The 24,831-nt window shown below is 67.6% G+C and carries 24 protein-coding genes; 17 read left to right on the forward strand and 7 right to left on the reverse strand.

What is annotated here, in order from left to right; genetic code table 11:
• Nucleotides 1-105 precede the first annotated feature (105 nt).
• The 5 genes from BLR51_RS05170 to BLR51_RS05190 are packed head-to-tail and all read right to left on the reverse strand — an operon-like array spanning nucleotide 106 to nucleotide 4,936.
• Complete coding sequence (locus tag BLR51_RS05170; RefSeq protein ID WP_089844685.1) at nucleotides 106-1,440, reverse strand: replication-associated recombination protein A; 1,335 nt, start codon at nucleotides 1,438-1,440, stop codon at nucleotides 106-108.
• A 46-nt stretch (nucleotides 1,441-1,486) separates the two neighbouring features.
• Nucleotides 1,487-2,743: an NAD(P)/FAD-dependent oxidoreductase gene (locus BLR51_RS05175; RefSeq protein ID WP_089844687.1), complete on the reverse strand. Its 1,257-nt coding sequence runs from the start codon at nucleotides 2,741-2,743 to the stop codon at nucleotides 1,487-1,489.
• Between the two features lie 10 nt (nucleotides 2,744-2,753).
• Nucleotides 2,754-3,485: an amino acid ABC transporter ATP-binding protein gene (locus tag BLR51_RS05180; RefSeq protein WP_089844690.1), complete on the reverse strand. Its 732-nt coding sequence runs from the start codon at nucleotides 3,483-3,485 to the stop codon at nucleotides 2,754-2,756.
• On the reverse strand, nucleotides 3,482-4,138 hold the full coding sequence (locus tag BLR51_RS05185; RefSeq protein WP_089844692.1) for an amino acid ABC transporter permease: 657 nt from the start codon (nucleotides 4,136-4,138) through the stop codon (nucleotides 3,482-3,484). The genes BLR51_RS05180 and BLR51_RS05185 overlap by 4 nt, the downstream gene beginning before the upstream one ends.
• Nucleotides 4,139-4,198: 60 nt before the next feature.
• The gene (locus tag BLR51_RS05190) at nucleotides 4,199-4,936 is read right to left on the reverse strand and encodes a substrate-binding periplasmic protein (RefSeq protein ID WP_089844694.1); all 738 of its coding nucleotides are present in this window, start codon (nucleotides 4,934-4,936) and stop codon (nucleotides 4,199-4,201) included.
• 233 nt (nucleotides 4,937-5,169) lie between these two features.
• Between BLR51_RS05190 and BLR51_RS05195 the strand changes: the two genes are divergently transcribed.
• Nucleotides 5,170-5,781 (forward strand): cupin domain-containing protein, encoded by a 612-nt coding sequence (locus BLR51_RS05195; protein ID WP_089845155.1) that lies wholly within the window; start codon nucleotides 5,170-5,172, stop codon nucleotides 5,779-5,781.
• Between the two features lie 105 nt (nucleotides 5,782-5,886).
• Entirely contained in the window at nucleotides 5,887-6,909 is a 1,023-nt protein-coding gene (locus BLR51_RS05200) for a PRC-barrel domain-containing protein (protein WP_131821790.1), read from the forward strand.
• A gap of 95 nt (nucleotides 6,910-7,004) precedes the next feature.
• Here BLR51_RS05200 and BLR51_RS05205 read toward each other — a convergent pair whose 3' ends face one another.
• Nucleotides 7,005-7,649: a GntR family transcriptional regulator gene (locus BLR51_RS05205; RefSeq protein ID WP_089844697.1), complete on the reverse strand. Its 645-nt coding sequence runs from the start codon at nucleotides 7,647-7,649 to the stop codon at nucleotides 7,005-7,007.
• A 212-nt stretch (nucleotides 7,650-7,861) separates the two neighbouring features.
• Between BLR51_RS05205 and BLR51_RS05210 the strand changes: the two genes are divergently transcribed.
• The 9 genes from BLR51_RS05210 to BLR51_RS05250 all read left to right on the forward strand — a co-directional run bounded on the left by BLR51_RS05210 (nucleotide 7,862) and on the right by BLR51_RS05250 (nucleotide 17,434).
• Nucleotides 7,862-9,469: an ABC transporter substrate-binding protein gene (locus BLR51_RS05210; RefSeq protein WP_089844699.1), complete on the forward strand. Its 1,608-nt coding sequence runs from the start codon at nucleotides 7,862-7,864 to the stop codon at nucleotides 9,467-9,469.
• The gene (locus BLR51_RS05215) at nucleotides 9,469-10,419 is read left to right on the forward strand and encodes an ABC transporter permease (protein ID WP_089844702.1); all 951 of its coding nucleotides are present in this window, start codon (nucleotides 9,469-9,471) and stop codon (nucleotides 10,417-10,419) included. The genes BLR51_RS05210 and BLR51_RS05215 overlap by 1 nt, the downstream gene beginning before the upstream one ends.
• Entirely contained in the window at nucleotides 10,416-11,297 is an 882-nt protein-coding gene (locus tag BLR51_RS05220) for an ABC transporter permease (protein ID WP_089844704.1), read from the forward strand. The genes BLR51_RS05215 and BLR51_RS05220 overlap by 4 nt, the downstream gene beginning before the upstream one ends.
• Nucleotides 11,294-12,274 carry an ABC transporter ATP-binding protein gene (locus BLR51_RS05225; RefSeq protein WP_242656643.1) on the forward strand — a complete coding sequence of 327 codons (981 nt, stop codon included), beginning with the start codon at nucleotides 11,294-11,296 and terminating at the stop codon, nucleotides 12,272-12,274. The genes BLR51_RS05220 and BLR51_RS05225 overlap by 4 nt, the downstream gene beginning before the upstream one ends.
• A gap of 7 nt (nucleotides 12,275-12,281) precedes the next feature.
• The gene (locus BLR51_RS28425) at nucleotides 12,282-13,304 is read left to right on the forward strand and encodes an oligopeptide/dipeptide ABC transporter ATP-binding protein (protein WP_278184847.1); all 1,023 of its coding nucleotides are present in this window, start codon (nucleotides 12,282-12,284) and stop codon (nucleotides 13,302-13,304) included.
• Between the two features lie 36 nt (nucleotides 13,305-13,340).
• Nucleotides 13,341-14,930 carry a gamma-glutamyltransferase family protein gene (locus BLR51_RS05235; protein ID WP_089844705.1) on the forward strand — a complete coding sequence of 530 codons (1,590 nt, stop codon included), beginning with the start codon at nucleotides 13,341-13,343 and terminating at the stop codon, nucleotides 14,928-14,930.
• Between the two features lie 103 nt (nucleotides 14,931-15,033).
• The gene (locus tag BLR51_RS05240; RefSeq protein WP_089844707.1) at nucleotides 15,034-16,314 is read left to right on the forward strand and encodes a flavin-containing monooxygenase; all 1,281 of its coding nucleotides are present in this window, start codon (nucleotides 15,034-15,036) and stop codon (nucleotides 16,312-16,314) included.
• 24 nt (nucleotides 16,315-16,338) lie between these two features.
• Nucleotides 16,339-16,755, forward strand: a complete 417-nt coding sequence (locus tag BLR51_RS05245; RefSeq protein WP_089844709.1) for a RidA family protein — start codon at nucleotides 16,339-16,341, stop codon at nucleotides 16,753-16,755.
• 4 nt (nucleotides 16,756-16,759) lie between these two features.
• Nucleotides 16,760-17,434 (forward strand): DUF1028 domain-containing protein, encoded by a 675-nt coding sequence (locus tag BLR51_RS05250; RefSeq protein ID WP_089844711.1) that lies wholly within the window; start codon nucleotides 16,760-16,762, stop codon nucleotides 17,432-17,434.
• Between the two features lie 427 nt (nucleotides 17,435-17,861).
• Here BLR51_RS05250 and BLR51_RS05255 read toward each other — a convergent pair whose 3' ends face one another.
• A complete protein-coding gene (locus BLR51_RS05255; RefSeq protein WP_089844713.1) occupies nucleotides 17,862-18,293 on the reverse strand; it encodes a MarR family transcriptional regulator in 432 nt (143 codons plus the stop codon).
• A 76-nt stretch (nucleotides 18,294-18,369) separates the two neighbouring features.
• On the opposite strand from BLR51_RS05255, the gene hmgA reads away from it, so the two are divergent.
• The 6 genes from hmgA (at nucleotide 18,370) to maiA (ending at nucleotide 24,829) form a co-directional block, all read left to right on the forward strand.
• On the forward strand, nucleotides 18,370-19,737 hold the full coding sequence (hmgA, locus tag BLR51_RS05260) for a homogentisate 1,2-dioxygenase (protein ID WP_089844715.1): 1,368 nt from the start codon (nucleotides 18,370-18,372) through the stop codon (nucleotides 19,735-19,737).
• Nucleotides 19,738-19,831: 94 nt separating this feature from the next.
• Entirely contained in the window at nucleotides 19,832-21,073 is a 1,242-nt protein-coding gene (gene fahA, locus BLR51_RS05265) for a fumarylacetoacetase (protein WP_089844717.1), read from the forward strand.
• A 12-nt stretch (nucleotides 21,074-21,085) separates the two neighbouring features.
• Nucleotides 21,086-22,036 carry an MBL fold metallo-hydrolase gene (locus BLR51_RS05270; protein WP_089844719.1) on the forward strand — a complete coding sequence of 317 codons (951 nt, stop codon included), beginning with the start codon at nucleotides 21,086-21,088 and terminating at the stop codon, nucleotides 22,034-22,036.
• A 351-nt stretch (nucleotides 22,037-22,387) separates the two neighbouring features.
• Nucleotides 22,388-23,992, forward strand: a complete 1,605-nt coding sequence (locus tag BLR51_RS05275; protein ID WP_089844721.1) for an FAD-dependent oxidoreductase — start codon at nucleotides 22,388-22,390, stop codon at nucleotides 23,990-23,992.
• Entirely contained in the window at nucleotides 23,989-24,180 is a 192-nt protein-coding gene (locus BLR51_RS05280) for a DUF2783 domain-containing protein (RefSeq protein ID WP_089844723.1), read from the forward strand. The genes BLR51_RS05275 and BLR51_RS05280 overlap by 4 nt, the downstream gene beginning before the upstream one ends.
• Nucleotides 24,173-24,829 (forward strand): maleylacetoacetate isomerase, encoded by a 657-nt coding sequence (gene maiA, locus BLR51_RS05285; RefSeq protein ID WP_089844725.1) that lies wholly within the window; start codon nucleotides 24,173-24,175, stop codon nucleotides 24,827-24,829. The genes BLR51_RS05280 and maiA overlap by 8 nt, the downstream gene beginning before the upstream one ends.
• Nucleotides 24,830-24,831 lie beyond the last annotated feature (2 nt).

Here is a 24,831-nt window from a genome sequence, read left to right on the forward strand (position 1 = left end):
AGCCACGCGCAGGTGGTCGATCTGGCCCGCAGCCTGCTGGGCGAGATCTACGGCCCCGAAGACCTGCACAAGATCTTCACCACCAACGCCGCGCGGTTCTACGGCCTAGCCCCCGTCTGAGCCGCGCCGCTTCTCGCGCAGGCGGTCGAACCAGTCGAGCCGCTTGCGCATCTCGCGCTCGAACCCCCGGTCGGGCGGATCGTAGAAGCGCGTCCGTTCCATGGTTTCGGGGAAATAGTCCTGCCCGGAAAACCCATCCTCGGCGTCGTGGTCATAGGCATAGCCCGCGCCATAGCCCTGATCCTTCATCAGGCCGGTGGGGGCGTTCAGGATATGCTTGGGCGGCGGTTCGGACCCGGTCTTGCGCGCCATGGCGCGGGCCTGCTTATATCCGACATAGCCCGCGTTGGATTTGGGCGCGAGGGCGAGATAGATCACCGACTGCGCCAGCGCCAGTTCCCCCTCGGGCGAGCCCAGCCGTTCATAGGTTTCCCATGCGTGCAGCGCGTGGCTTTGCGCCTGCGGATCGCCAAGGCCGATATCCTCTACCGCCATGCGCACCAGACGGCGGGCAAGGTAGCGCGGATCCTCGCCCCCCTCCAGCATCCGGGCGAACCAGTAAAGCGCGGCATCGGGATCGGAGCCACGGATGGATTTGTGCAGGGCCGAGATCAGGTTGTAATGCTCGTCGCCCGATTTGTCGTATTGCGCGGCCCGCCGCTGCAGCCGCGAGGCCAGATCCTTGGGGGCAAGCGGCGCCCGCACCTTCATGAAGGCGACCTGTTCCACGAGGTTCAGCATGGCCCGCCCGTCGCCATCGGCCATCTCTACCAGCGACAGGCGCGCTTCTTCGGTCAGCGGCAGCTTGCGCCCCAAAGTGGCCTCGGCGCGGTCCAGCAGTTCTTCCAGCGCCGTGGAGTCGAGCCGGTTCAGCACCAGCACCTGCGCGCGCGACAGGAGCGCGCGGTTCAGCTCGAAAGACGGGTTTTCGGTGGTGGCGCCCACCAGCACGATGGTGCCATCCTCCATATGCGGCAGGAAGCCGTCCTGCTGCGCCTTGTTGAAGCGATGGATCTCGTCGACAAACAGCAGCGTGCCCTGACCGGCGCGGCGGCGCTGCTTGGCGGCGTCGAACACCTTGCGCAGTTCCGGCGTGCCGGAAAAGATCGCGCTGATCTGCACGAAGGCCCGGTCCGAGGCATCGGCCAGAAGCCGCGCGATGGTGGTCTTGCCCACGCCCGGCGGCCCCCACAGGATCAGCGAGCTGAGCTGCCCCGCCGCCAGCATCCGCCCCAGCGGCGCCTCGGGATCCAGCAGATGCGCCTGACCGATGACCTGCGACAGATCGCCGGGCCGCAGCCGGTCGGCCAGCGGACGGTCGCGCGCCTCGGGTTCGGGGCTGCGGGAAGGGGGGGCGTGGTCGTCGAAAAGATCGCTCATGCCCCGATCCTAGCGCCCCGCGCGGGCAATGGAAATCGTCTCCGCGTCAGCGGTCCATGCGGTCGCGCAGGCGGTAATATTCGATGGCAAGGCTGCCATAGACCGGATGCAGCCCGTGGAAGGGCAGGGGGCGCAGACGGTCCTCCACCGGCAGGGGCAGGGGGGTGCCATGGGCCAGATGCGCCGCCATCACCTGACCCAGCGCCGTGGCCAGCGCCACGCCGCGCCCGTTGAAGCCGGTGGCGGCCAGCAGACCGGGCGCGGGCGCCAGCAGCCGCAGCCGGTGGTCGGGGGTCATGCCGACCCGCCCGAACCAGTGGTGATCCATGGCAAAGCTGCGCCCGAAGAGCCGGGTCAGTTCCGCCGCGATCCGGTGAAAGGCGGCGGGGCCCTGCGGTTCGGCAAAGCTGCCGCGCCCGCCCAGCATCAGGCGGTTTTCCGGCCCGATGCGGAAATAGGTGCCGACGCGCCGCGCCTCTGACACCACGGCGCCATGGGGCAGGATGCGGGCCAGATCATCGGGATCAAGCGGCGCCGTCGCCACCTGAAAGCTGTGGGCGGGCAGGGTGGCGCGGCGCAGGTCGGGATCGAACCCTGCGGGCGTGTAGACATTGCTGGCCAGCACCACCCGATCCGCGCTGACCGTGGCACCGCGGCCTGTGCGCGCCTGCCAGACGCCGCCGTCGCGCACCAGCGACACCACGGGCGTGTCGCCATAAAGCCGGGCACCGGCGGCGAGGGCGGCCTGCGCCAGACCGCGCGCGAATTTCAGCGGATGGATCTTGCCCGCGCGGCGGTCGATCCAGCCGCCGCAGAAGCTGCGGCTGCCGGTGGCGCGTTCCATGGCGGCGGCATCCAGCCAGTCCACCGGCGCGCCGCGCGCGGCCCATTGCGTCATGCGCGCGCGCAGCCCGGGCAGATGGACCTGCGCCATGCCCGCCTGAATCCAGCCCGCCTGCTGCGCGTCGCAGTCGATCCCCAGCCGGTCCACCAGCGCAAAAAGCCGCGCGGCGGTGGACCCGGCGAACTCCGTCGCCTGCGCCCCCCAAAGCTGGTCCAGCGCGTCGGGATCATCCTTCAGCCCCGGGATCACCTGCCCGCCATTGCGCCCCGAGGCGCCGTGACCGGGCTGCCGCGCCTCCAGCAGCACCACGTCCACGCCCGCCTCGGCCAGATGCAGCGCGGTGGACAGGCCCTGAAACCCGGCGCCGATCACCAGCACGTCGGTGCGCAGGCTTTCGTGCAGCGGCGGCAGGTCAGCCGGGGCGGGCGCGGTGGCGGCCCAGATCGAGGTCAGTGGCATGGTGCGCCCTTTACATCACGTGGCGGACGCGGCGCAGGAAATCCTGCGTGCGCGGGTTCTGCGGATGGACCAGCACCTGTTCGGCCAGCCCCTGTTCGGCGATGCGCCCCTTGTCGAGGAAGAACACGTTGCTGGCCACCTCGCGGGCGAACTGGATCTCGTGGGTGACAATGAGCATGGTCATATGCTCCTGAGCAAGATCGCGCAGCACCGACAGCACCTCGCCCACCATTTCCGGATCCAGCGCCGAGGTGGGCTCGTCGAGCAGGATCGCCTCGGGCCGCATGGCCAGTGCCCGGGCGATGGCCACCCGCTGCTGCTGGCCCCCCGACAGCGCCGAGGGGTAGAAATCGCGCTTGTCCGACAGGCCGACGCGGCGCAGATGCTCCTCGGCGCGGGCGCGGACCTCCTCGCGCGGCTCCCGCAGCACCTGCACCGGTCCTTCCATGACGTTTTCCAGCGCCGTCATGTGCGGGAACAGGTTGAAGCGCTGGAACACCATGGCCACGCGGGTGCGGATGCGGTGGATGCTGGGCGCATGGGCATCGACCCTTTCGCCATCCACAAGGATGTCGCCCTTCTGGTAATCCTCCAGCCCGTTGACGCAGCGCAGCATGGTGGATTTGCCAGAGCCGGAGGCGCCGATCAGGCAGACCACCTGTCCCTTTTCGACCTCGGCATCGATGCCGGTCAGCACCTCGTGGCGGCCAAAGGATTTGTGCAGGTTCAGGAACCGGATCACAGCGCCGCCCCCATGCGTTTTTCCACCCGCCGCATCAGCATGTTGAGCGGGATCGTCAGGCACAGGTAAAGCAGCGCCACCATGGTGAATACCGTCATGTTGTCAAAGGTCGAGGAGGCCAGCATCTTGCCCTGCATGGTCAGTTCGGCGACCGAGATCACCGAGACCTGACTGCTGTCCTTCAGCAGCATGACCATGTTGTTGCCATAGGGCGGCAGCGCGATGCGAAAGGCCTGCGGCAGCACGATGCGGCGCATCATCCGGCGATGTTTCATGCCGATGGATTTGGCGGCCTCGATCTGGCCCTTGTCCACGGCGGCGATGCCGCCCCGGAAGGTTTCGCCGATATAGCAGGAATAGATCAGCGCCAGACCCAGCACCCCGGCCTGAAAGGCGGTCAGATCAAGCCCCAGTTCCGGCATGACGAAATAAATGTAGAAGAGCACCACAAGGATCGGGATCCCGCGCAGGAATTCCACGATGTAGCGTGCGGGCAGTTCCAGCGCCCGGCGCCCCGAACTGCGCAGCATCGCCCAGACCAGCCCCAGCGCCGAGGCAAGGATCAGCGCCAGCACGGTAACGGCCACGGTGCGCCACAGCCCGGTGGCCAGCAGCGGCAGGTAATCGAGCATCCGCTCGGAAAGAGGCGGCATGAGGCCCTCCTGTTCGGCAGCAGGGTGTCCCGCGACGGCGCGCCGGACACCCCGAAAGGGTCAGAGCCCGTATTTCGCGAAAATCTCTGCCAGCTCGCCGCTGTCTTTCATGGCGGCGATGGCGGCATTGACCTCGGACAGAAGCTCGGGCTTGTCCTTCGACACGGCCAAGGCCACGTTGCCCACGCTCATCGGCTCGTAATCCTCCACCAGCCGCACGCCAAGGGCCGGATTTTGCGCGACCTGATAGGCGATGATCGGCTTGTCGCCAAAACCCGCCTTGATCCGCCCCAGCTTCACGTCGCGCATGATGTCCACAAGGCTGTCGTAAAGCTTCACCTCGCTGAAGATGCCCTTGGCCTGCAGCTGGTCGGCAAAGGTGGTGCCGATCTGCGCGCCCACGACCTCACCCGCCAGATCGTCGATCTGATATTCGCCCGCATCTTCGGAGGCCACGAACAGAGCATCACCATAGCTGTAGACCGGATCGGAAAAATCCACGACCTCGCGCCGGGTGTCGGTGGCGAACATGCCCGCCGAGATCAGGTCGATCTTGCCGGTCTGCAGCGCCGGGATCAGCGCGGAAAACTGCGTCAGCGCAAATTCGGGGGTGGCGCCCATGTCCTCGGCGATGGCGGCGGCCAGATCCACCATGGCCCCGGTGGGCTGCTGGCTGGCGGTGTCCACAAAGGTGAAGGGCACGCCGGTGGTGGTGACGCCCACGGTCACCTCCTGCGCTTGGGCGGTCATCGCGCCAAAGGCAAGCGCCCCGGCAAGGGCAAGCGGAAAAAGGTTCATGCAAGGCTCCCTGTGTCTGGCGCGTCTCTGCGGCCCGTCGGGCGCGGCGCGCTTTGTGATGTGGTATCTTCACGATATTGAAGAAATGCCCCGATGCAAGCGCAAAGCTTCATTTTGTTCATCCCAGTGAAATTCCCGTAGGCCTTGCGTGTTTTGCTTCATTTCTCTGCGGGGTGACGCTAGAAAGAACCACGGCCTCCCGGCCCCTTGCCTTCACACAGATGAAAACGCCCATGTCCCTACTTGATACCGAAGCGCGGCTGCAGAGTGATCCCTCGGGGGATATGGACGACGTGTCGCTGGGAGAGGCGGTGCGCCGTGCCCGCAAGTCGCGCGGTCTGTCGCTGCAGGTGGTGGCCGATGGCGTGGGCATTTCCACCGGGCTGCTGAGCCAGATCGAACGCGGCATCTCCTCGCCGTCGATCCGCAACCTGCGCGCCATCTGCGACGTGATCGGCATTCCGTTCCTGTCGCTGTTTTCCAGCGATGACGCGACCAGCCGCGAGGCGGGCATGATCGTGCGCGCGGGCCACCGCCGCACCGTGGATTTTGGCGATCGCGGCATGGTGAAATCCTTTGTCAGCGCCCATGACGAGGGCGCGCTGCAGGTCATGGAACTGGTGCTGTCGCCCGGCGGCGGGTCCGGCGACGACCCCTATACCCATGAGGGCGAGGAATGCGGGCTGGTGCTGGCCGGGCGGCTGGAGCTTTGGGTGGATGACATCCGGCACCTGCTGGCCGAGGGCGATGCCTTCCATTTCGAAAGCCGCCGCCCGCACCGATTCCGCAATGCGGGCGCCGACGAGACGCGGGTGCTTTGGGTGACCACGCCGCCGGTCTGGTGAGCCTGCGGAATTCCGTCCGGTTTCAGGAACACATCTCCGTCTTCGCTGTTTGGAGGGTCAGTGCGCCACGACAGCGGCGCGATCAAACGCGAGGAGAAGATCACCATGAAATTTCTGCTGAGCACCACAGCCGTTCTGGCCACCGCGGCGCTGCCCGCCTTCGCACAGGACACCCAGACGCAGGGGGGCCAGATGTTCATGAGCGGGCCTTCGGAGACCAGCCTGATGGCCTCTGACCTGAACGGCATGAACGTCTATCGCAGCGACGAGGCGGTGCAGGACACCGGCATCGACGGCATGCAGGATTCGTGGGAAGACGTGGGCGAGATCCACGATGTGATCATCTCCCGCGATGGCCAGGTCGAAGCGGTGCTGATCGACATGGGCGGCTTTCTGGGCATGGGCGAACATCGGGTCGCCATGAGCATGGACGCGCTGAGCTTCGCCTCTGACGAGTCCACCGAGGATCCGGGCGATTTCTTCGTTGTTGTGACTGCCGACAACGCCTCGATGCAGGACGCCCCCGCCTATGATCAGGGCGACCAGACCGGCGCGGCCACCGGCACGTCGGGCATGCCTGCGACCACGACCGGGGGCGACAGCGGCAACGCTGCCAACCTGCAGGAGAACGAGGCCGAGCAGGTGGGCAACGAGCCGACCACGTCCGACACCGAGCGCCCGGTCGAGACCACAACGCCCACGCAGGACATGCCCGCGTCCGGCGAGGACCAGATGGCCACGGACAATACCGAAGGCACGTCGCAGTATAATCCGCAGACCGGCGTCACCCCCGGCACCGGCGCCACCGCGCGGGACATGCGCGCCATGCCCGAGGGCTATGCCGAGGCTCCCATGGAGGATCTGACCGCCGAGATGCTGACCGGCGCCACGGTCTATGGGCCGGGCGACGAGAGCCTTGGGGATGTGTCCGAGATCCTGCTGTCCGATGATGGCAGCGTCGATGCGGTGATCGTGGATGTGGGCGGCTTTCTGGGCATCGGCGCCAAGCCGGTGGAGCTGAACCTGTCGGACATCCAGATCCTGCGCCAGTCCAATGGCGGCGCGGTGATCGTGTCGGTGCCGATGACCGAGGAAGAGCTCGAGGCGATGCCCGAATATACCGACTGATCCGGGCCGGGCGCCCGCCTTCCGGCACGCTGCGGGATCACGGGCCGGGCCTTCGGGCCCGGCTTTTTGCATGTCCGCCGCTCTGGTCCGGCGCGTTATGGCTCGCGTCGGGCCAGAATGTCGACCACCACCAGATAGGAACTGGCGATGTGGCTGCGCATCAGGCGGCGCGCCGTTTCGGCATCGCGGGCAAGGATCGCCTGCGCGATGGCGTCATGTTCGGCGCGCGAGGTTGAAAGCCGCCGCGTGTCGGCCTGAAAATTCGCGGCCCGCCAGGCCTGGGTGCGCAGGTTCATCTCGTCCAGCGTAGTGGCCAGCGCCGCGTTGCGTGCGCCTGTCTTCAGGCTGGCATGGAAGCGCGCGTTGATCGCGCCATAGCGCAGCGCATCCTCGCCGCAGGATTTCCCCTCGTCGAGCAGGGCCAGCATCTGCTGCCGCTCGATTTCGGTCATGCGGCTTGCGGCCAGTGCCGCCAGCACGCTTTCCACCTCTCCCACCGCTTCGAACAGATCGGCCAGATCGGCGGCCTTCATCCGGCGCACGACAAAGGCGCGCCGCGCGCCGCGTTCGGCAAGGCTTGCCTGTTCCAGACGGTGCAGCGCCTCGCGCACCGGGGTGCGGGACACGCCGAACTGTTCCGCCAGCGCCTGTTCGGCCAAGGGCTCCCCGGGCAGCATCCCGCCCGCCACGATGCGTCCCACCAGCGTGTCGAAGATGCTTTCTGCTGTTCGAATAATCACCTGCGATCCGCCTTCGCCGAAATGAACACTTTAACCTTGTATATGTATACATAACCTCCCAGCCTGATTCCACCCTGCGGACGGATCGGAGCGGAGGAAACACATCAAATGCCGGTCAATCGGGCGCCCCCATCAGAGCCGGAACAACCGGACAGGGCCGCTGCCCGCTGCACGGAAAAGGGAGGAGACCATGCCAACAGGAGAGACACGACATGACGCAAGTCGACCACAAGAAGCTGCTGGCCGAACGGCTGTCGGCGCGGCTTGGCCGCCGGGCCGTGCTGAAGGGTCTGGGTGCGGGCATCGTTGCCGCCAGCACCGCAGGCAGCTTTCCCGCCATTGCCCGCGCCCAGCAGAGCGGCCATCTGAAGATCGCCTCGATCAAGGTGATCGACACGCTGGACCCGCATTTCACCGGATTTCTGTCCGCCATTCAGGTCATCAACAACATCCATAACGGCCTGCTGAAGATCACCTATGACGGCACGGAGGTGAAATTCGAACCCGATCTGGCCGAGACATGGGATCTGGAAGACGACAAGACCCATGTGTTCAAGCTGCGCGAGGGGGTGATGTTCCATGACGGCACGCCCTGCGATGCCGAAGCGGTGAAATTCTCGCTGCTGCGCGTCAAGGAAGGCACGCCCGCCTCGCCGCATGCCTGGAAGCTGGAGCTGCTGAGCGAGGTCGAGGTGGTCGACCCGCTGACCGTCAAGCTGCATTTCTCCGAACCCTATGCCTTCCTGCCGGTGGCGCTGAACGGCTCCACGGGCCGCGCGGGCACCATCGTCAGCCCCGCCGCCGTGCAGAAATACGGCGCCGATTACGGCCGCAACCCGGTGGGGACGGGGCCGTTCAAATTCGTGTCGTGGCGCGAGAATGACGCCATCGAACTGGAGGCGAACCCCGACTATTTCGAACCCGGCATGCCCAAGCTGGAGCGGGTGACCTTCGTGCTGATGAACGAGGCCTCCACGGCGCTGGCCGCGCTGATGTCGGGCCAGATCGACGGCATGACCGACTGCCCGATGCAACTGGTGGATCAGGTCGCCAAATTCCCCCGCGCCACGCTTTATGGCGAGATCGAGGGCAACTACACCTTCCTTGGCATGAACTGCAAAAGGGGCCCCTTCACCGACATCAACCTGCGCCGCGCCGCGGCTTGGGCGCTGGACCGCGACACGCTGGTGAAACAGGCCTATTTCGGACGGGCGCAGGCGGCCTTCACCCCGATCTCGCCGCCCATGACCGGCTTTTTTGATCCCGACATCGCCACCTCCGGACGTGGGCAGTGGTTCGATCTGGAAAAGGCCAAATCCTTCCGCGCGCAGGCCGCCGAGCAGGGCGAGGTCGAGGTCACCTACATGATGGCCGAACGTGGCCCGGTCGGCACCCGCGTCGCCCAGACCATCGCCCCCATGCTGGCGCAGGTCGGCATCAAGGCCAATCTGGAACTGATCGAACCCGCAGCATGGGTCAAACGCCGCAACGAGGGCGATTTCGACCTCTACGATTTTGAATGGGTGGCGGACCTTGATCCCGACGAGGCGATCTATCCCGAATTCAAGTCGGATGGCGCGTGGAACTTCTGCGGCTGGGTCAACACCGAATTTGACGATCTGTGCAAGCGCGCGCAGGTGCTGCTGGACACGGCGGAACGGGCCAAGCTCTATCACGCCGCCGAGGATCTGCTGATGGACGAGGCGCCCATCGGGATCATGACGCATATGCCCATCTACAAGGTGTTTTCCAACAAGGTTCAGGGCTTCCAGTATATCCCCGCGGATCTGGTCAACCTGCACACGGTCAGCCTCGCCTGATGCTGCGGCAGGCCCTTGGAAAGATCGGGCAGACGCTGGTCGTGCTGTTCATCGTCTCGGTCGCCACCTTCGGCTTGCTGAAGCTGGCACCGGGCGACCCGGTCCAGATCATGCTTGGCTCGGAATACTCGCCAGAGGCCTACGAGCAGCTGACAATCGAGATGGGGCTGGACCGGCCCTTTCTCACCCAATACCTTGATTGGGCTACAAATTTCGTGACGGGCGACTGGGGCACCTCTTTTGTCGCCCGCACCGACATCTTCACCTATGGCTTCATGGAGGCGCTGCCCGTCACGCTGACGCTGGCCTCCTTCTCGCTGGCCTTCGCCATCCTGATCGGCGTGCCGCTGGGGGTGCTGTCGGCGGTGAAGAAAGACACGGCCTGCGACGCGGGCTCGGCGGTGCTGGCGCTGACCGGCACGGCGTTTCCGTCCTTCCTGCTGGGGATCCTGCTGATCTGGTTCTTCGGGGTCAAGCTGGGCTGGTTCCCGGTCATGGGCTATGTCTCGCCATGGCAGGATTTCTGGGGCGGGCTCTATCACATGATCCTGCCCGGGCTGACGCTGTCGACCTATTTCATCGCCATGATCACCCGGCTGACCCGCGCCACGCTGATCGAGGTGCTGGAACAGCCCTATATCGCCGCCGCCCGCGCGCGGGGCGAACCGGGCTGGCGGGTGATCTGGGTGCATGGCGTGCGCAACATCGCCATGCCGCTGGTCACCATTCTGGGCCTTCAGCTGGGCACGCTGCTGCAGGGCACGGTGCTGACCGAGACGGTGTTCAACCTGCCCGGCATCGGCCAGATGCTGACCAGCGCCGTGCTGGGCCGCGAATACATGGTGGTGCAGGCGGGGGTGATGATGACCGCCTTCCTGTTCATCGGGGTCAACCTGCTGGTGGACCTGTCCTATCCCATCCTTGACCCCAGACTGAGAGACCGCAGATGACCGTGCAGGCTCCTCTTCTTTCTGCGCCCGCCGCGCGCAGGCGCCGCGGGCGGCGCTCCATCTTCCTGCGGCGCCCGTTCTTCACCGTGGCGCTGGTCGTGGCGGCGGGCTACCTGCTGGCCGCCATCTTCGCGCCATGGGTCGCGCCTTATGACCCGGTGCTGCAGGACACCAACGCGATGATGATGCCGCCCTCTGGCGCGCATCTGCTGGGCACCGACAGTTACGGGCAGGACATCCTGTCGCGCGTCATCTTCGGCGCGCGCTACGCGCTGGTCATCGGCCTCTGCTCCGTGCTGATCGGGGCGGCGGGCGGGCTGGTGATCGGGCTTGCCGCCGGGCTGGCGGGGGGCTGGGTGGAATGGGCGCTGATGCGGCTCATCGACAGCATCCTTGCGCTGCCCTCGCTGATCCTTGCCGTGGCCTTCATCGCCATTCTGGGGCAGGGGGTCGACAAGGTGGTGATCGCGGTGGGCCTGTCGATGATCGGCCCCTTCGCCCGCACCGTGCGCGCCGACGTGATGCAGGTGCGCGTGCAGGGTTTCATCGAGGCAGCGCATCTGATGTCGATCCCGTCGCTGGCGGTGGTCTGGCGCCACGTGCTGCCCAACGTGATCTTTCCGCTGGCGGTGCAGGTGACGATCCGGATTTCCGAGGCGATCCTTGTCTCCTCCTCGCTGTCCTTTCTGGGCATCGGGGTCACGCCGCCCACACCCGACTGGGGGCTGATGATCGCCGAGGGCCGCGATTTTGTCAGCTTCGCGCCGTGGATGTCGGCCATGCCCGGCTTTGCGCTGGCGCTGCTGCTGATCGCCCTGTCCATCGTGGGGGATGGCATCCGCGAGGAAGTGGATCCCAAAAGCCGGAGGGGCGCATGAAAATGGATGCTATTGCCGCCGACCCGCTGCTGGCCGTCACCGACCTGACCGTCTATCGCGGTCAGGCCAAGATCCTCGACCGGGTGAGCCTGTCGCTGGCGCGCGGCGAGACGCTGGCGCTGGTCGGCGAAAGCGGCGCGGGAAAATCCACCATCGCCACCGCGCTGATGCGGCTTCTGGACGGCGCCGAGGTGGAGGGGCAGGCCGATCTGAGCGGTGCGGGCGATCTGCTGGCCCTGCCAGAGGCGCAGATGGTGCGGCTGCGCGGGCGGCGGATGTCGATGATCTTTCAGGATGCGGGCGCCGCGCTCAACCCCGCCTATACGGTGGGGCGGCAGCTGATTTCGGTGCTGCGCCGCACCATGGGGCTGGACCGGGCCGCCGCGCGCGCCCGGGCGGTGGATCTGTTCACGCAGGTCGGCATCAACGATGCCGAGGCGCGGCTCAGTGCCTTTCCGCATCAGCTGTCGGGCGGGATGCAGCAGCGCGTCATGGTGGCCATCGCCCTTGCCGGCAATCCCGACCTTCTGCTGGCGGATGAGCCGACCTCGGCGCTGGACGTGACCATTCAGGCGCAGATCGTGCGGCTGATCCTGTCGCTGACCCGCGACCGGGGGGCAAGCTGCATCTTCGTGCTGCATGATCTGGCGCTGGCCAGTCAGGCCTGCGACCGCATCGTGGTGCTTTACGCCGGGCAGGTGGTGGAATCCGGGCCCGCCCATGACGTGCTGACCCGCAACCGCCACCCCTATACCCGCCAGCTGCAGGGCTGCGTGCTGGAAATTGGGCGCAAGGATCTGCTGGCGCCCGAAGGCAACGTGCCCTCGCATGACCAGATGCCCGAGGGCTGCCGCTTTGCCACCCGCTGCCCGCGCGCCCTGCCGCATTGCGCGACCGAGCCGCCGCCGCTGGCCGCCGCCGATCCCGCCCGCACCGGGCCGCTGGATCACGCCTTTGCCTGCTGGAACCCGGAATGAGGCCCGCATGATGAAAGACATGTCCGCCATGACCGACCCCCGCCAGCCGCCTGCGCCGACCCGCGCGCCGGTCTTTGAACTGATCGAGGTGGAGAAGGTGTTCCAGATCCGCCGCCCCGGCGCGGGCCTGCGCCGCGACACCGTCGGCCTGCGCGCGCTGGACGGGGTGCGGCTGCGCGTGGAACAGGGCGCCTCGCTGGCGCTGGTGGGCGAAAGCGGCTCTGGCAAATCCACGCTGCTGCGAGTGCTGCTGGGGCTTGATGCGCCTACGGGGGGCCGCGCGCTGTATCACGGGCGCCCGATCCGCGAGGTGCGCGCCGAAGGCCCGCGCTTTGCCCGCGATGTGGCGATGGTCTATCAGGACGCGCGCGGCTCGCTGGACCCGCGCATGACCATCGGTGCGCTGATTGCTGAACCTTTGCGGCATTTCGGCATCGTGCCCGCCGGGCAGGTGGCGGGCCGGGTGGCGGAGCTGCTGGCGCGGGTGGGCCTGCCTGCCGATGCGGCGCAGCGGTATCCGGCGGGGCTGTCGGGCGGTCAGGTGCGGCGGGTGGCCATCGCCCGGGCGCTGGCCTCCGAACCTTCGGTGCTGGTGGCGGACGAGGCGGTGTCGGGGCTTGACGTCTCCACACAGGCGCAGCTGCTGACGCTGCTGCGCGGGCTGCAGCGCGACATGGGGCTGACGCTGGTCTTCATCACCCATGATCTGGGCGTGGCAAGCTATCTTTGCGAAGAGATCGCGATCATGTATCTGGGCCGCATCGTGGAAACCGGCCCCACCGATGCCGTGCTCGCCGCCCCCGCGCATCCCTATGCCGCCGCCCTGCGCGCCGCCGCGCCGCGGTTTTTCGAACCGCTGCCCGAACCGCTGCCGGGCGAGATCCCCAGCCCGCTTGACCTGCCGCCCGGATGCCGCTTTTCTGGGCGCTGTCCCATGGTGCAGCCCGACTGCCAGACGCGCGACCCGCAGCTGGGCCGCCATGGCGAAGGGCGCGCTGTCGCCTGTCTTCACCCGCTTGGCGCCGCCTGACGGCCCCTATTTCCAGATTTGCAGGATAGATCCCGAATGTTCGACTTTTTCTCCGCCCGCCGCCCCGACACGCTGGCCTCGCGCGCGATGATCGCCACCTCGCATCCGCTGGCCACTGCCGCCGGGCTCGAGATGCTGGGCCGGGGCGGTTTGGCCGTGGATGCAGCACTGGCCGCCGTGGCGGTGCAATGCGTGGTGGATCCGCTGATGACCGGCATCGGCGGCGACTGTTTTGCGCTTTACGCGCCAAAGGGCGGCGCGGTGCGGGCGCTCAACGGCTCGGGCCGTGCGCCCGCCGGCGCCACGCTGGAGGCGCTGCGTGCCGCCGGGCTGACCGACGAGATCCCCCAGACCAGCCCCCATGCCGTCACCATCCCCGGGGCCATTTCCGCATGGTGCCGCCTGCATGCCGATTACGGCACGCTGCCGCTTGACCAGATCTTCGCCCGCGCCATCGCCTATGCCCGCGACGGCTATCCGGTGACGCCGCGCGTGGCGCAGGACTGGGCCGCCAATGCAGCCCTTGTGGGGGGCGATGCCCATGCCGCCGCCCTGTTCCTGCCGGGTGGCGCCGCACCGCGCGCGGGCGAGCGCCACGCGCAGCCGCTGCTTGCCGACCGTCTGACCGAAATCGCGGCCCATGGCGCCGCCGCCTTTTACGAAGGCGAGACGGCGTCGCGGATGGCGGCGCATCTGCAGTCGCTGGGCGGTCTGCACACCGCGCAGGATTTCCACGAAGGCCGCGATCAGGCCTTCTGGACCGATCCCATCTCTACGTCTTACGCTGGGTATGACGTGCTGGAATGCCCGCCCAACGGGCAGGGGCTGGTGGCGCTGCTGATCCTGCGCATCCTTGCCAAGTTCGACATGGGCGCGGAGATGTCCGAGGCTGACCGCATCCACCTGCATGCCGAAGCCACCAAGCTTGCCTATCACCATCGCGACGCGCTGATCGCTGATCCCGCATCCTGCCCCGGCGTGACCGACACGCTGCTGTCCGACGCGGTGGTGGATGCGCTTGCCGCGCGGATCGACATGACCCGCGCGCTGCCGCCCGCGCTCTGGGACGAGCCCGAGCACAAGGACACCATCTATCTTTGCGTGGTGGATGCCGAGGGCAACGCGCTGTCCTTCATCAACTCCATCTTCCACGGCTTCGGCTCCACCCGGCTTGACCCAAAGACCGGCGTGCTGTTCCATTCGCGTGGCGCGTCTTTCCGGCTGATCGACGGCCATCCCAATGCCATCGCTCCCGGCAAGCGCCCGATGCACACGATCATCCCCGGCATGCTCTGCAAGGATGGTGCGGCGGTCATGCCCTTTGGCGTGATGGGCGGGCAGTATCAGGCCTCGGGCCATGCCGCCTTCCTGTCGGGCGTGCTGGATCTGGGGATGGATCTGCAGGCGGCCATGGACGCGCCGCGCAGCTTCGCCACGGGGGGCGAGCTGCAGATCGAACCGGGCGTGTCAGAGGCGGCGCGTGCCGATCTGGCGGCACGGGGTCACAAGCTGAAGGTGATGGACAGCCCCATCGGCGGCAGTCAGTCGATCCGCATCGATACCGCAACCGGCCTGCTGCATGGCGGCAGCGACAGCCGCAAGGATGGCATGGCGCTGGGGTTCTGATGGCTTAGGCTTTGCCTTATCCAACCTTCAGACTTCTGTAATTTTGCTGAAGGCCGGATGAGGCTAGTCTGATCCCGGAGCAAGCGGCGGAAAGGGCAGGGCCATGACCATTGAAACGACCGAGGTGCTGGTGGTGGGCGCCGGACAGGCGGGTGTTGCCGCCAGCGAACATCTGACCCGCGCCGGGATCCCGCATCTGGTGCTGGAACGCGCCCGCATCGCCGAACGCTGGCGCAGCGCGCGGTGGGATTCGCTGGTGGCCAATGGCCCGGCTTGGCATGACCGCTTTCCCGGCATGACCTTTCCGCATGACCCCGACGCCTTTGTGGGCAAGGACGAGGTGGCGGAGTATTTCGCCGCCTATGCCCGCCAGTTCAACGCCCCCATCCGCTGCGGGGTGGAGGTCAGCCGCGTCACCAGACTGGAGGGGCGCCCGGGCTTCCGCGCCGAAACCTCTGACGGGGTGATCGAGGCGCAGGCGGTGGTGGCCGCCACCGGGGCGTTCCAGATCCCGGTGATCCCGCCGCTGGTGCCAGAGGATCTGCCGGTCACGCAGATCCATTCCTCGGACTATCGCAACCCGCAGGCGCTGCCCGAAGGCGCGGTGCTGGTGGTGGGGGCGGGCGCCTCGGGCAGCCAGATCGCGGATGAACTGAACCGGGCGGGGCGGCGGGTCTATCTGTCGGTGGGTCCGCATGGCCGCCCGCCGCGCCGCTATCGCGGGCGCGATTTTGTCTGGTGGCTGGGGGTCTTGGGCAAATGGGATCTGGAGGCGCCCGCGCCGGGCACCGACCATGTGACTATCGCGGTCAGCGGCGCCCATGGCGGCGCCACGGTGGATTTCCGGCATCTGGCCGCCGAGGGCATCACCCTGCTGGGCCGCACCGAGGGCTATGACCACGGCGTGCTGCGCATCGCGCCCGATCTTGCCGCCAACATCGCCGCAGGTGACCGCGACTATCTTGCCGTGCTGGACGAGGCCGATGCCTATGTGGCGCGCAACGGGCTTGACCTGCCGCCTGACCCCGAAGCGCGGGAGATGCCCGCCGATCCGGCCTGCCTGACCGATCCGCTAAGCGCGCTCGATCTGGCCAAGGCGGGGATCACCACCATCCTCTGGGCCACCGGCTTCCGGTCGGATTACCGCTGGCTGCCCGAGGGCGCGCTGGACGCGCAGGGACATCCGCGCCACCAGCGCGGCGTGTCCCCCGAAAGCGGCCTCTATTTCCTTGGGCTGCCATGGCAGTCGCGGCGCGGGTCCAGCTTCATCTGGGGCGTCTGGCACGACGCCCGCCATGTGGCCGATCACATCGCCACCCGCCGCAGCTACATGGACTATCACGCGCAGGTTCAGGCGCGGACCGCGCCGCAGGCCGCCGAATAACCCGCACCCTTTGGAGAGACCATCTTGGCCCATACCCGCATCCGCCCCTTCAACACCCGCGACACCTATCCCGAACAGGCGCTGGACAACGACCTGTGTCAGGCGGTGGTCACCCGTGGCGGCCGCACCGTCTGGATGCGCGGCCAGTGCCCGCAGGATCTGGACACCGCGCGCAACATCGACAGCCACGATCCGGTGGAACAGACCCACAAGGTCATGCAGAACATCCGCCAGCTGATCGAGGAGGCGGGCGGCAGCATGGAACATCTGGTCAAGGTGGTGGTCTACATCACCGATGTCCGCCACCGCGAGGCGGTCTATCGCACCATGGGCGAATATATCCGGGGCGTGCATCCGGTCTCCACCGGGCTGGTGGTGTCGGCTCTGGCGCGGCCCGACTGGCTGGTGGAGATCGACGCCACCGCCGTGATCCCGGACTGAGGCCATGACTTTTTCGCTTGTCGCCCGCTGCGCCGAAACCGGCATGTTCGGCATGGTCATCTCCTCCTCCTCTCCGGCGGTGGCGGCGCGCTGCGCCCATGCCCGCGCCGGGGTGGGGGTGGTGGCATCGCAGAACGTCACCGATCCCGCGCTGGGGCCCCGGGTGCTGGACCTGCTGGCACAGGGGATCGCGGCACCCGAAGCCGTGGCGCGGGTGCGCGAGGCGAGCCCCTTCATGGAGTACCGCCAGATTCTGGCCGTGGACGCCACCGGCGCGACGGCGGTGCATTCCGGCGAAAATGCCCTTGGGCTCTGGTCCAGCGCGCAGGGGCAGGACGCGGCGGCGGGCGGCAACCTGCTGGCGCAGGAGGGCGTGCCGCAGGCGATGCTGGACGGGTTTCTGGCCAGATCCGGCCATCTGGGCGACCGGCTGATCGCGGCACTGGTTGCCGGGCTTGACGCGGGCGGTGAGGCGGGGCCGGTGCATTCGGCGGGTCTGCTGCTGGTGGACCGGCTGAGCTGGCCCTTGGCCGAGCTGCGCTGCGACTGGACCGACGCCTGCCCGATCGCCGCCGTGACCGAGGCCTGGGCCGCCTACAGGCCGCAGATGGGCGCCTATGTGCAGCGCGCGCTTGATCCGCGCGCGGCGCCTTCTTACGGGGTGCCCGGCGACGACTGATCCCGCGCCCCGCCCGCCCGGGCGGTGGCGCATCACAAGCGGGCGCGGACCCTATCCTTTGGAACAGGGGGGCCATCCCCCGGCTCCTTGGATCATCCCGACGTCCGCTCGTCCGGCGTGGGCGTCAGGCGTATATCTTGGTTATCGGAAGTTAACGAGTGACCTTGAAAGGAGCCTCCCATGACCGGCTATGTTGAAATCCTCACCTGCCTCGTGGTTGTCTTTGCTGCCGTCGAATTCCTCCACGATCATTACGCCCGCAAGGACGGTGATCACGACCTGTGATCCTGCGCGGCGCGGCCCGGCAGGGCGGCGCGACACCGGACCGGGTGCCGGGGCCGCCCGCCACACCGCACATCTCCCTGCCTGCCCGCGCGGGCGGGGATCAGGACCGGACCAGATGCGGCGCTCCGCAGGGCCCTGACCTTCAGTCCTGCAGCTTCAGCAGCAAATCCTTCAGCTTCTGCGTGTCCCGCCGACCCAGCTTGCGGACCAGCGCCGCCTCGTAATCCTGCGCGGCGCCGGTCAGGACGCGGAACGCCTCTTCGCCCGGCGGTCGCAGCGACAGCCTTTCGCTGCGGCGGTCCTCGGGGCTGGTGGCGCGGGCAAGAAAGCGCTTCTCCTCCAGCGCCCGGACCGCGCGCGACACCTTGGTCTTGTGGATCGAGGCGCGGTCCGAGATCTCCTTGGCGCTGAGATTGCCATAGCGGCCAAGGTGGAACAGCACCCGCCATTCGGTGCGCAGCATCCCGTAGCGGTCGCGGTAATTTGGCGAGAAAACATCGCTTTGCGCCTCCGCCGCCTGATTCAGCAGGAAGGGCGTGAAGGTCGAAAGTTCAAAGCTGTCGCTGTCATCCATCTTTTCTGATTTCGCCTCTTGTTAGTTACAAAAGCAACTAACATCCTCGCGCCAGTCAGTCGAGAGGAGGCGGAGCATGACCGATCAGAGCAGAGTGTCCGGGCTGACCCGGGCCGTGGGCATCAGCGCGCTGCACGAAGGCTACATGCCCGGCTTCGGCAATGATTTCGAGACGGAGGCCCTGCCGGGCGCGCTGCCCGAAGGCCGGAACAGTCCGCAGCGCTGCGCCTACGGGCTTTATGGCGAGCAGCTGTCGGGCACCGCCTTCACCGCGCCCAGCCATCAGAACGAACGGACATGGTGCTACCGCATCCGGCCTTCGGTCAAACATTCCGCCCGTTACGAAAAGATCGCGCTGCCCTACTGGCAGTCGGCGCCGAATGTGGATCCGGACGTGATCAGCCTTGGCCAGTATCGCTGGGATCCGGTGCCGCACAGCGACGCCCCGCTGACATGGCTGACGGGGATGCGGACCATGACCACGGCGGGCGACGTGCATATGCAGGTGGGCATGGCCGCGCATATCTATCTGGTCACCCAGTCGATGCAGGATGCCTATTTCTATTCCGCCGACAGCGAATTGCTGGTGGTGCCGCAGGAGGGGCGGCTGCGGTTCTGCACCGAACTGGGCGTGATCGACCTTGCGCCGCAGGAAATCGCCCTCCTGCCGCGGGGGCTGCTCTACCGGGTCGAACTGGTGGAGGGGCCGGCGCGGGGCTTTGTCTGCGAAAACTACGGGCAGAAATTCACCCTGCCGGGGCGGGGCCCGATCGGTGCCAACTGCATGGCCAACCGCCGCGATTTCAAGACCCCGGTCGCCGCCTTCGAGGATCGCGATGCCGCCTCGACCGTCACGGTCAAATGGCAGGGCCAGTTCCATGTCACCCGGATCGGCCATTCGCCGCTGGATGTGGTGGCGTGGCACGGCAATTACGCGCCGGTGAAATACGACCTGCGCAGCTATTGCCCGGTGGGCGCGGTGCTGTTCGACCATCCGGATCCGTCGATCTTTACCGTGCTGACTGCGCCCTCCGGGGTGGAGGGGACGGCGAACATCGATTTCGTGCTTTTCCGCGAACGCTGGATGGTGGCGGAAAACACCTTCCGCCCGCCTTGGTACCACAAGAACGTCATGTCCGAGCTGATGGGCAATATCTACGGCCAGTATGACGCGAAGCCCCAAGGATTTGTGCCGGGCGGCATGAGTCTTCACAACATGATGCTGCCGCACGGGCCGGACAATGCGGCCTTCGAGAAGGCGAGCCTTGGCGATCTGGCGCCGCACAAGCTCGACCACACCATGTCCTTCATGTTCGAGACGCGCTTTCCCCAGCATCTGACCCGCTTTGCCGCCACGGAGGCGCCGCTGCAGGACGATTACATCGACTGCTGGGAGAGCCTGAAAAAGCGCTTCGACGGCACGCCCGAAGGGAACTGGGAGTGAGCGCCGCGCGCACGGCCCGGGGGCAGGGGGGCGCTGCCCCCCGCCTTCGGCTCCCCCCGGGATATTTCTGGCCGAAGGAAGACGGGGCGCGGTCATGAGCCTGAGGACAAGCTGGGTCGAGAGCGCGAATGCGCCGGGCTGCGAGTTTCCGCTGAACAACCTGCCTTATGGCGTGTTCGATGCCGGGCAGGGGCCGCGCCTGGGGATCGCCATCGGCGACCGGGTGCTGGATGTGGCGGCGGTGGATCACGGGCTTGATGCCGGGCTTTTTGCCGAACCCGCCTGGAACGCGGTGATGGCGGCGGGGCCGCAGGTCTGGGCGGCGCTGCGGGCGCGGCTGACGGTCCTGCTGGGCGATGTGGCGCATCAGGCGGCGGTGGCGCCGCATCTGGTGCGCCTTGAAGAGGTGACGCTGGGCCTGCCCTTCACCGTCAGCGAATTCACCGATTTCTACGCCTCGCGGCATCATGCCACCAATGTCGGCACCATGTTTCGCGGGCCAGAAAACGCGCTGCCGCCGAACTGGCTGTCGATCCCCATCGGCTATAACGGGCGGGCCTCGTCGGTCGTGGTGTCGGGCACGGATGTCCGCAGGCCATGGGGGCAGCTGAAGGCGCCCGGGGCGGATCTGCCGCATCTTGGCCCTTCGGCGCGGTTCGATCTGGAGCTGGAGCTGGGGGCGGTGGTTGGCCTGCCCTCCGCAGGCATGGTGTCGGTGGCGCAGGCGGATGCGATGATCTTCGGCTATGTGCTGCTGAACGACTGGTCGGCGCGCGACATTCAGGCCTGGGAATATCAGCCGCTGGGACCGTTTCAGGCCAAGGCCACGGCGACGACGGTGTCGCCCTGGATCGTGACCAAGGCCGCGCTGGAGCCGTTCCGGGTTGGCCCCCCCGCGCGGGAGCGGCCCCTGCTGCCCTATCTGCGCGAGCCGGGGCCGATGCAATATGACATCGCGCTGAGCGTGGGGCTGACGCCCGAGGGCGGGGCGGAAACCATTCTGGCGCGGACCAATGCCCGGGAGCTGTATTATTCGGCAGCGCAGCAGCTTTGCCATCACACCACCAGCGGCTGCCCGATGCGCACCGGCGACCTGCTGGGGTCGGGCACGATCTCGGGCGGCACGCCGGACAGCCGTGGCTCACTTCTGGAGCTGAGCTGGGGCGGGGCGGAGCCGGTCCGGCTGGCGGATGGCACGGAGCGCCGCTTCCTGCAGGATGGCGACCGGCTGACGCTTTACGGCGCGGCGGAAGGCGAGGGCTATCGCGTGGGCTTCGGCGCCTGCACCGGGCGGGTGCTGCCCGCCCTGCCGCAGCCCGCATGGACACAGGACTGAAGGGAGGATCCCATGACCAAGGCATTCGCGTCGCAAGGCGACATGGACGAGAAAAAGATCAGTTTCACCGAAGTGGGCGAAGGGCTTTTCGCCTTCACCGCAGAGGGGGATCCCAATACCGGGGTGATCATCGGCGATGACAGCGTGATGATCGTCGAGGCGCAGGCGACGCCCCGGCTGGCGCGCAAGGTGATCGACTGCGTGCGCTCGGTCACCGACAAGCCGATCAGCCATCTGGTGCTGACCCATTACCACGCGGTGCGGGTGCTGGGCGCCTCGGCCTATGGCGCGCGTGACATCATCATGAGCGACGTGGCCGCCGCCATGGTCGAGGAGCGCGGGCAGGAAGACTGGGACAGCGAATTCGGGCGCTTTCCACGGCTGTTTCAGGGCCATGAGGAAATTCCCGGCCTGACCCGGCCCACGGTGACCTTCAGCGACCGCATGACCGTCTATCTGGGCCGCAGGCGGGTGGACATCCTGCATCTGGGCCGGGCGCATACCGCAGGCGATGCGGTGGTCTGGGTGCCCGATCAGGAGGTGATGTTCACCGGCGACATCGTGGAGTTCCATTCGGCCTGCTATTGCGGCGACGGGCATTTCGCCGACTGGCCGGAGACGCTGGCGCAGATCGCGGCCTATGAGCCGCGCGCCATCGCGCCGGGGCGCGGCGATGCGCTGCTGGGAGAAGACGCGGTGGCGCAGGCGCTGGAGAACACGGCGGATTTTGTGCGCTCCACCTACAGACCGGTGGCACGCGTGGTGGCGCGGGGCGGCTCGCTGCGGGAGGCATGGGAGGCGGTGCGCGACGCCTGCGATCCCAAATTCTCCGACTACGCGATCTATGAGCATTGCCTGCCGTTCAACGTGGCCCGCGCCTATGACGAGGCGCGCGGCATCGACACGCCGCGGGTCTGGACCGCCGAACGCGACCAGCAGATGTGGGCCGCCCTTCAGGGGTGAGCGCCGGTCCAGGCGCAGCCCGGCGATCTCTCCAGTGGAGAGACCGAGGCGCGAACGGGCGGAGCCCAGCCGGTCCGGGCGCAGCCCGGCGATCTCTCCAGTGGAGAGATCGAGGCGCGAACGGGCGGAGCCCAGCCGGTCCGGGCGCAGCCCGGCGATCTCTCCGGGGGAGAGACCGAGGCGCGAACGGGCGGAGCCCCGCCGGTCCGGGCGCAGCCCGGCGATCTCTCCGGTGGAGAGACCGAGGCGCCAAGGGACAGTGCCCGTGCAGAGCAGGCGCGGGCCGGGGGTGCTGCCCCGGCCTGCGCGCCCCGGTGGTGGAGCACCGGGGACGCAGAGGGAGGAGAGACCATGCCAGCCTATTCCTATGATCCGCAGCCCTTTGTCCGCCCGCCCGAACTGGACGGCGGCCGCACCGGCGCGCCGGTGGCGATTGTCGGCGCGGGGCCGGTGGGGCTTGCCATGGCCATCGATCTTGCGCTGCAGGGCGTGCGGTCGGTGGTGCTGGACGACAACAACGTGGTGTCGGTGGGCAGCCGGGCGATCTGCTGGGCCAAGCGCACGCTGGAGATCTTTGACCGGCTGGGCGTGGGCGAGCGGATGCTGGCCAAGGGCGTGACATGGAAGGTGGGGCGGCTGTTCCATGGCGAGACCGAGGTCTACAGCTTTGACCTGCTGCCCGAGGATGGCCACAAATACCCGGCCTTCATCAATCTGCAGCAATATTACGTCGAACAGTATCTGCTGGACCGGGCCAAGGAGTTCCCCGATCTCATCGACCTGCGTTTTCTGTCGAAGGTGACCGGGCACCACGCCCGGGAGGACGGCGTGACGCTGACCGTCGAGACGCCCGAAGGCGCGTATGACCTGCGCGCCGACTGGCTGCTGGCCTGCGACGGGGCGAATTCGGCCACGCGCCGCCGCATGGGGCTGGCCTTTGCCGGGCAGACCTTTGAAGAGCAGTTCCTGATCGCCGATATCGAGATGGCGGAAAGCCCCTTCGCGCAGGGTCAGCCGGAGCGCTGGTTCTGGTTCGACCCGAGCTTTCATCCCGGCAAGTCGGCGCTGCTGCACATGCAGCCCGATGACATCTACCGCATCGACCTGCAGCTGGATCCGGGCGCCGATGCCAAGGCCGAGGCGACCGAGGAAAAGGTGATCCCGCGCATCCGGGCAATTGTCGGCGACAGGCCGTTCCGGCTGGACTGGCTGTCGGTCTACAGGTTCCGCTGCATCCGGCTGGACCGTTTCGTGCAGGGCCGGGTGATCTTTGTCGGCGACAGCGCGCATGTGGTCAGCCCCTTTGGCGCGCGGGGCGGCAATGGCGGCATTCAGGATGCCGACAATCTGGGCTGGAAGCTGGCCGCCGTGGTAAAGGGGGCGGCTGGCCCCGCGCTGATCGCCAGCTATGACGAGGAACGCGGCCATGGTGCTGCCGAAAACATCCTCAACTCCGCGCGCTCGACCAATTTCATGACCCCCAAGACCCCGGTGGAGGCGCTGTTCCGGCACGAGACGCTGCGGCTGGCGCATGACCACCCCTTCGCCCGGCGGCTGATCAATTCGGGCCGCCTGTCGCTGCCCTGTTCGCTGGCGGGGCTGTCATTGCAGACCCCGGGCGAGGGCCGCGTGGGCGAGCCGATGGTGGATGCGCCGGTGGGCGAGGGCTGGCTCTTGCCGCTGCTGCACGGCGCCTTCACGCTGGTGGGGTTTGGCGACATCGCGCTGCCGGATCTGGGGCTGCGGCGGGTGGGGATCGGCCAGAGCGCCCGCGACTATCCCACCTATGACGACAGGACGGGCCACGCGCTGCAGCGGTATGGCACGGGGCTGGCCTATCTGGTGCGGCCCGATGGCCATGCGGCGGCGGTGTTCCGGGGCAGGGTCGATCCGCAGGCGCTAGACGCGGCGCTGTCCCGCGCCATGGGCCGCGACTGCGAAAGGGCGATGGCATGAGCGCGCAGCAAATGGGTCTGGGCGCCCGGGGTGACGAGTTCTACGAGGCGCTGATGGCGGCGCATGACGGGCTGAGCGAGGCGGAAAGCCACGCGCTGAACGCGCGGCTGGTGCTGCTGCTGGCCAACCGCATCGGCGATGTGGACGCGCTGAAGGATCTGCTGGTGGTGGCGCGCAGCTGTGGCTGAGGTGGTGCTTCACGATTACTGGCGCTCCACGGCAAGCTGGCGGGTGCGGATCGCGCTGAACCTTTCGGGGCTGGCATGGCAGCGCCGCGCTGTCGACCTGCGTGCGGGGGACCAGCACCGGCAGGCGCATCTGGCGCTGAACCCGCAGGGGCTGGTGCCGGTGCTGGAGATCGACGGGCTGCAGCTGACGCAGAGCCTTGCCATTCTGGACTATCTGGAGGCGACGGGGCGGCTGGCGCTGGTGCCGCCCGACCCGGGACAGGCGGCACGCGCGCGCGCGGTGGCTCTGTCCGTGGCCTGCGACATCCACCCGGTCTGCAACCTGCGGGTGGCGGATCACGTGGCGCGGCTGACCGGGCGGGAGGAAACGCGCGCCGACTGGATGCGCGCCACCCTCCTGCCCGGCCTCGCGGCGGTGGAGCGGATGCTGGACCCCCACGGTCCCTTCTGCCTTGGGCCCGATCTGACGCAGCCCGATCTGTGCCTGATCCCGCAGCTTTACAACGCCGCCCGCTGGGGCGTGGCGCCGGACGATCTGCCCCGCATCACGCGGGTGGCTGCGGCCTGCGCCGGTCTCGACGCCTTCCGCAACGCCTCGGCAGAGGAGCTACGGCCCGGCGCGGACCCGTACCTCGGCGCGCCGGGCTGACG

Source organism: Salipiger marinus (assembly GCF_900100085.1).
GTDB lineage: Bacteria > Pseudomonadota > Alphaproteobacteria > Rhodobacterales > Rhodobacteraceae > Salipiger > Salipiger marinus.

Coding starts and splice junctions, on each gene's coding strand:
- BLR51_RS05195 (WP_089845155.1), top strand. CDS start 5,170: ATGTCCCTACTTGATACCGAAGCGCGGCTGCAGAGTGATCCCTCGGGG.
- BLR51_RS05185 (WP_089844692.1), bottom strand. CDS start 4,138: ATGCCGCCTCTTTCCGAGCGGATGCTCGATTACCTGCCGCTGCTGGCC.
- BLR51_RS05250 (WP_089844711.1), top strand. CDS start 16,760: ATGACTTTTTCGCTTGTCGCCCGCTGCGCCGAAACCGGCATGTTCGGC.
- BLR51_RS05275 (WP_089844721.1), top strand. CDS start 22,388: ATGCCAGCCTATTCCTATGATCCGCAGCCCTTTGTCCGCCCGCCCGAA.
- fahA (WP_089844717.1), top strand. CDS start 19,832: ATGAGCCTGAGGACAAGCTGGGTCGAGAGCGCGAATGCGCCGGGCTGC.
- BLR51_RS05255 (WP_089844713.1), bottom strand. CDS start 18,293: ATGGATGACAGCGACAGCTTTGAACTTTCGACCTTCACGCCCTTCCTG.
- BLR51_RS05235 (WP_089844705.1), top strand. CDS start 13,341: ATGTTCGACTTTTTCTCCGCCCGCCGCCCCGACACGCTGGCCTCGCGC.
- BLR51_RS05175 (WP_089844687.1), bottom strand. CDS start 2,743: ATGCCACTGACCTCGATCTGGGCCGCCACCGCGCCCGCCCCGGCTGAC.
- BLR51_RS05170 (WP_089844685.1), bottom strand. CDS start 1,440: ATGAGCGATCTTTTCGACGACCACGCCCCCCCTTCCCGCAGCCCCGAA.
- BLR51_RS05200 (WP_131821790.1), top strand. CDS start 5,887: ATGAAATTTCTGCTGAGCACCACAGCCGTTCTGGCCACCGCGGCGCTG.
- BLR51_RS05190 (WP_089844694.1), bottom strand. CDS start 4,936: ATGAACCTTTTTCCGCTTGCCCTTGCCGGGGCGCTTGCCTTTGGCGCG.
- BLR51_RS05220 (WP_089844704.1), top strand. CDS start 10,416: ATGACCGTGCAGGCTCCTCTTCTTTCTGCGCCCGCCGCGCGCAGGCGC.
- BLR51_RS28425 (WP_278184847.1), top strand. CDS start 12,282: ATGATGAAAGACATGTCCGCCATGACCGACCCCCGCCAGCCGCCTGCG.
- hmgA (WP_089844715.1), top strand. CDS start 18,370: ATGACCGATCAGAGCAGAGTGTCCGGGCTGACCCGGGCCGTGGGCATC.
- BLR51_RS05210 (WP_089844699.1), top strand. CDS start 7,862: ATGACGCAAGTCGACCACAAGAAGCTGCTGGCCGAACGGCTGTCGGCG.
- BLR51_RS05215 (WP_089844702.1), top strand. CDS start 9,469: ATGCTGCGGCAGGCCCTTGGAAAGATCGGGCAGACGCTGGTCGTGCTG.
- BLR51_RS05240 (WP_089844707.1), top strand. CDS start 15,034: ATGACCATTGAAACGACCGAGGTGCTGGTGGTGGGCGCCGGACAGGCG.
- BLR51_RS05280 (WP_089844723.1), top strand. CDS start 23,989: ATGAGCGCGCAGCAAATGGGTCTGGGCGCCCGGGGTGACGAGTTCTAC.
- BLR51_RS05225 (WP_242656643.1), top strand. CDS start 11,294: ATGAAAATGGATGCTATTGCCGCCGACCCGCTGCTGGCCGTCACCGAC.
- BLR51_RS05270 (WP_089844719.1), top strand. CDS start 21,086: ATGACCAAGGCATTCGCGTCGCAAGGCGACATGGACGAGAAAAAGATC.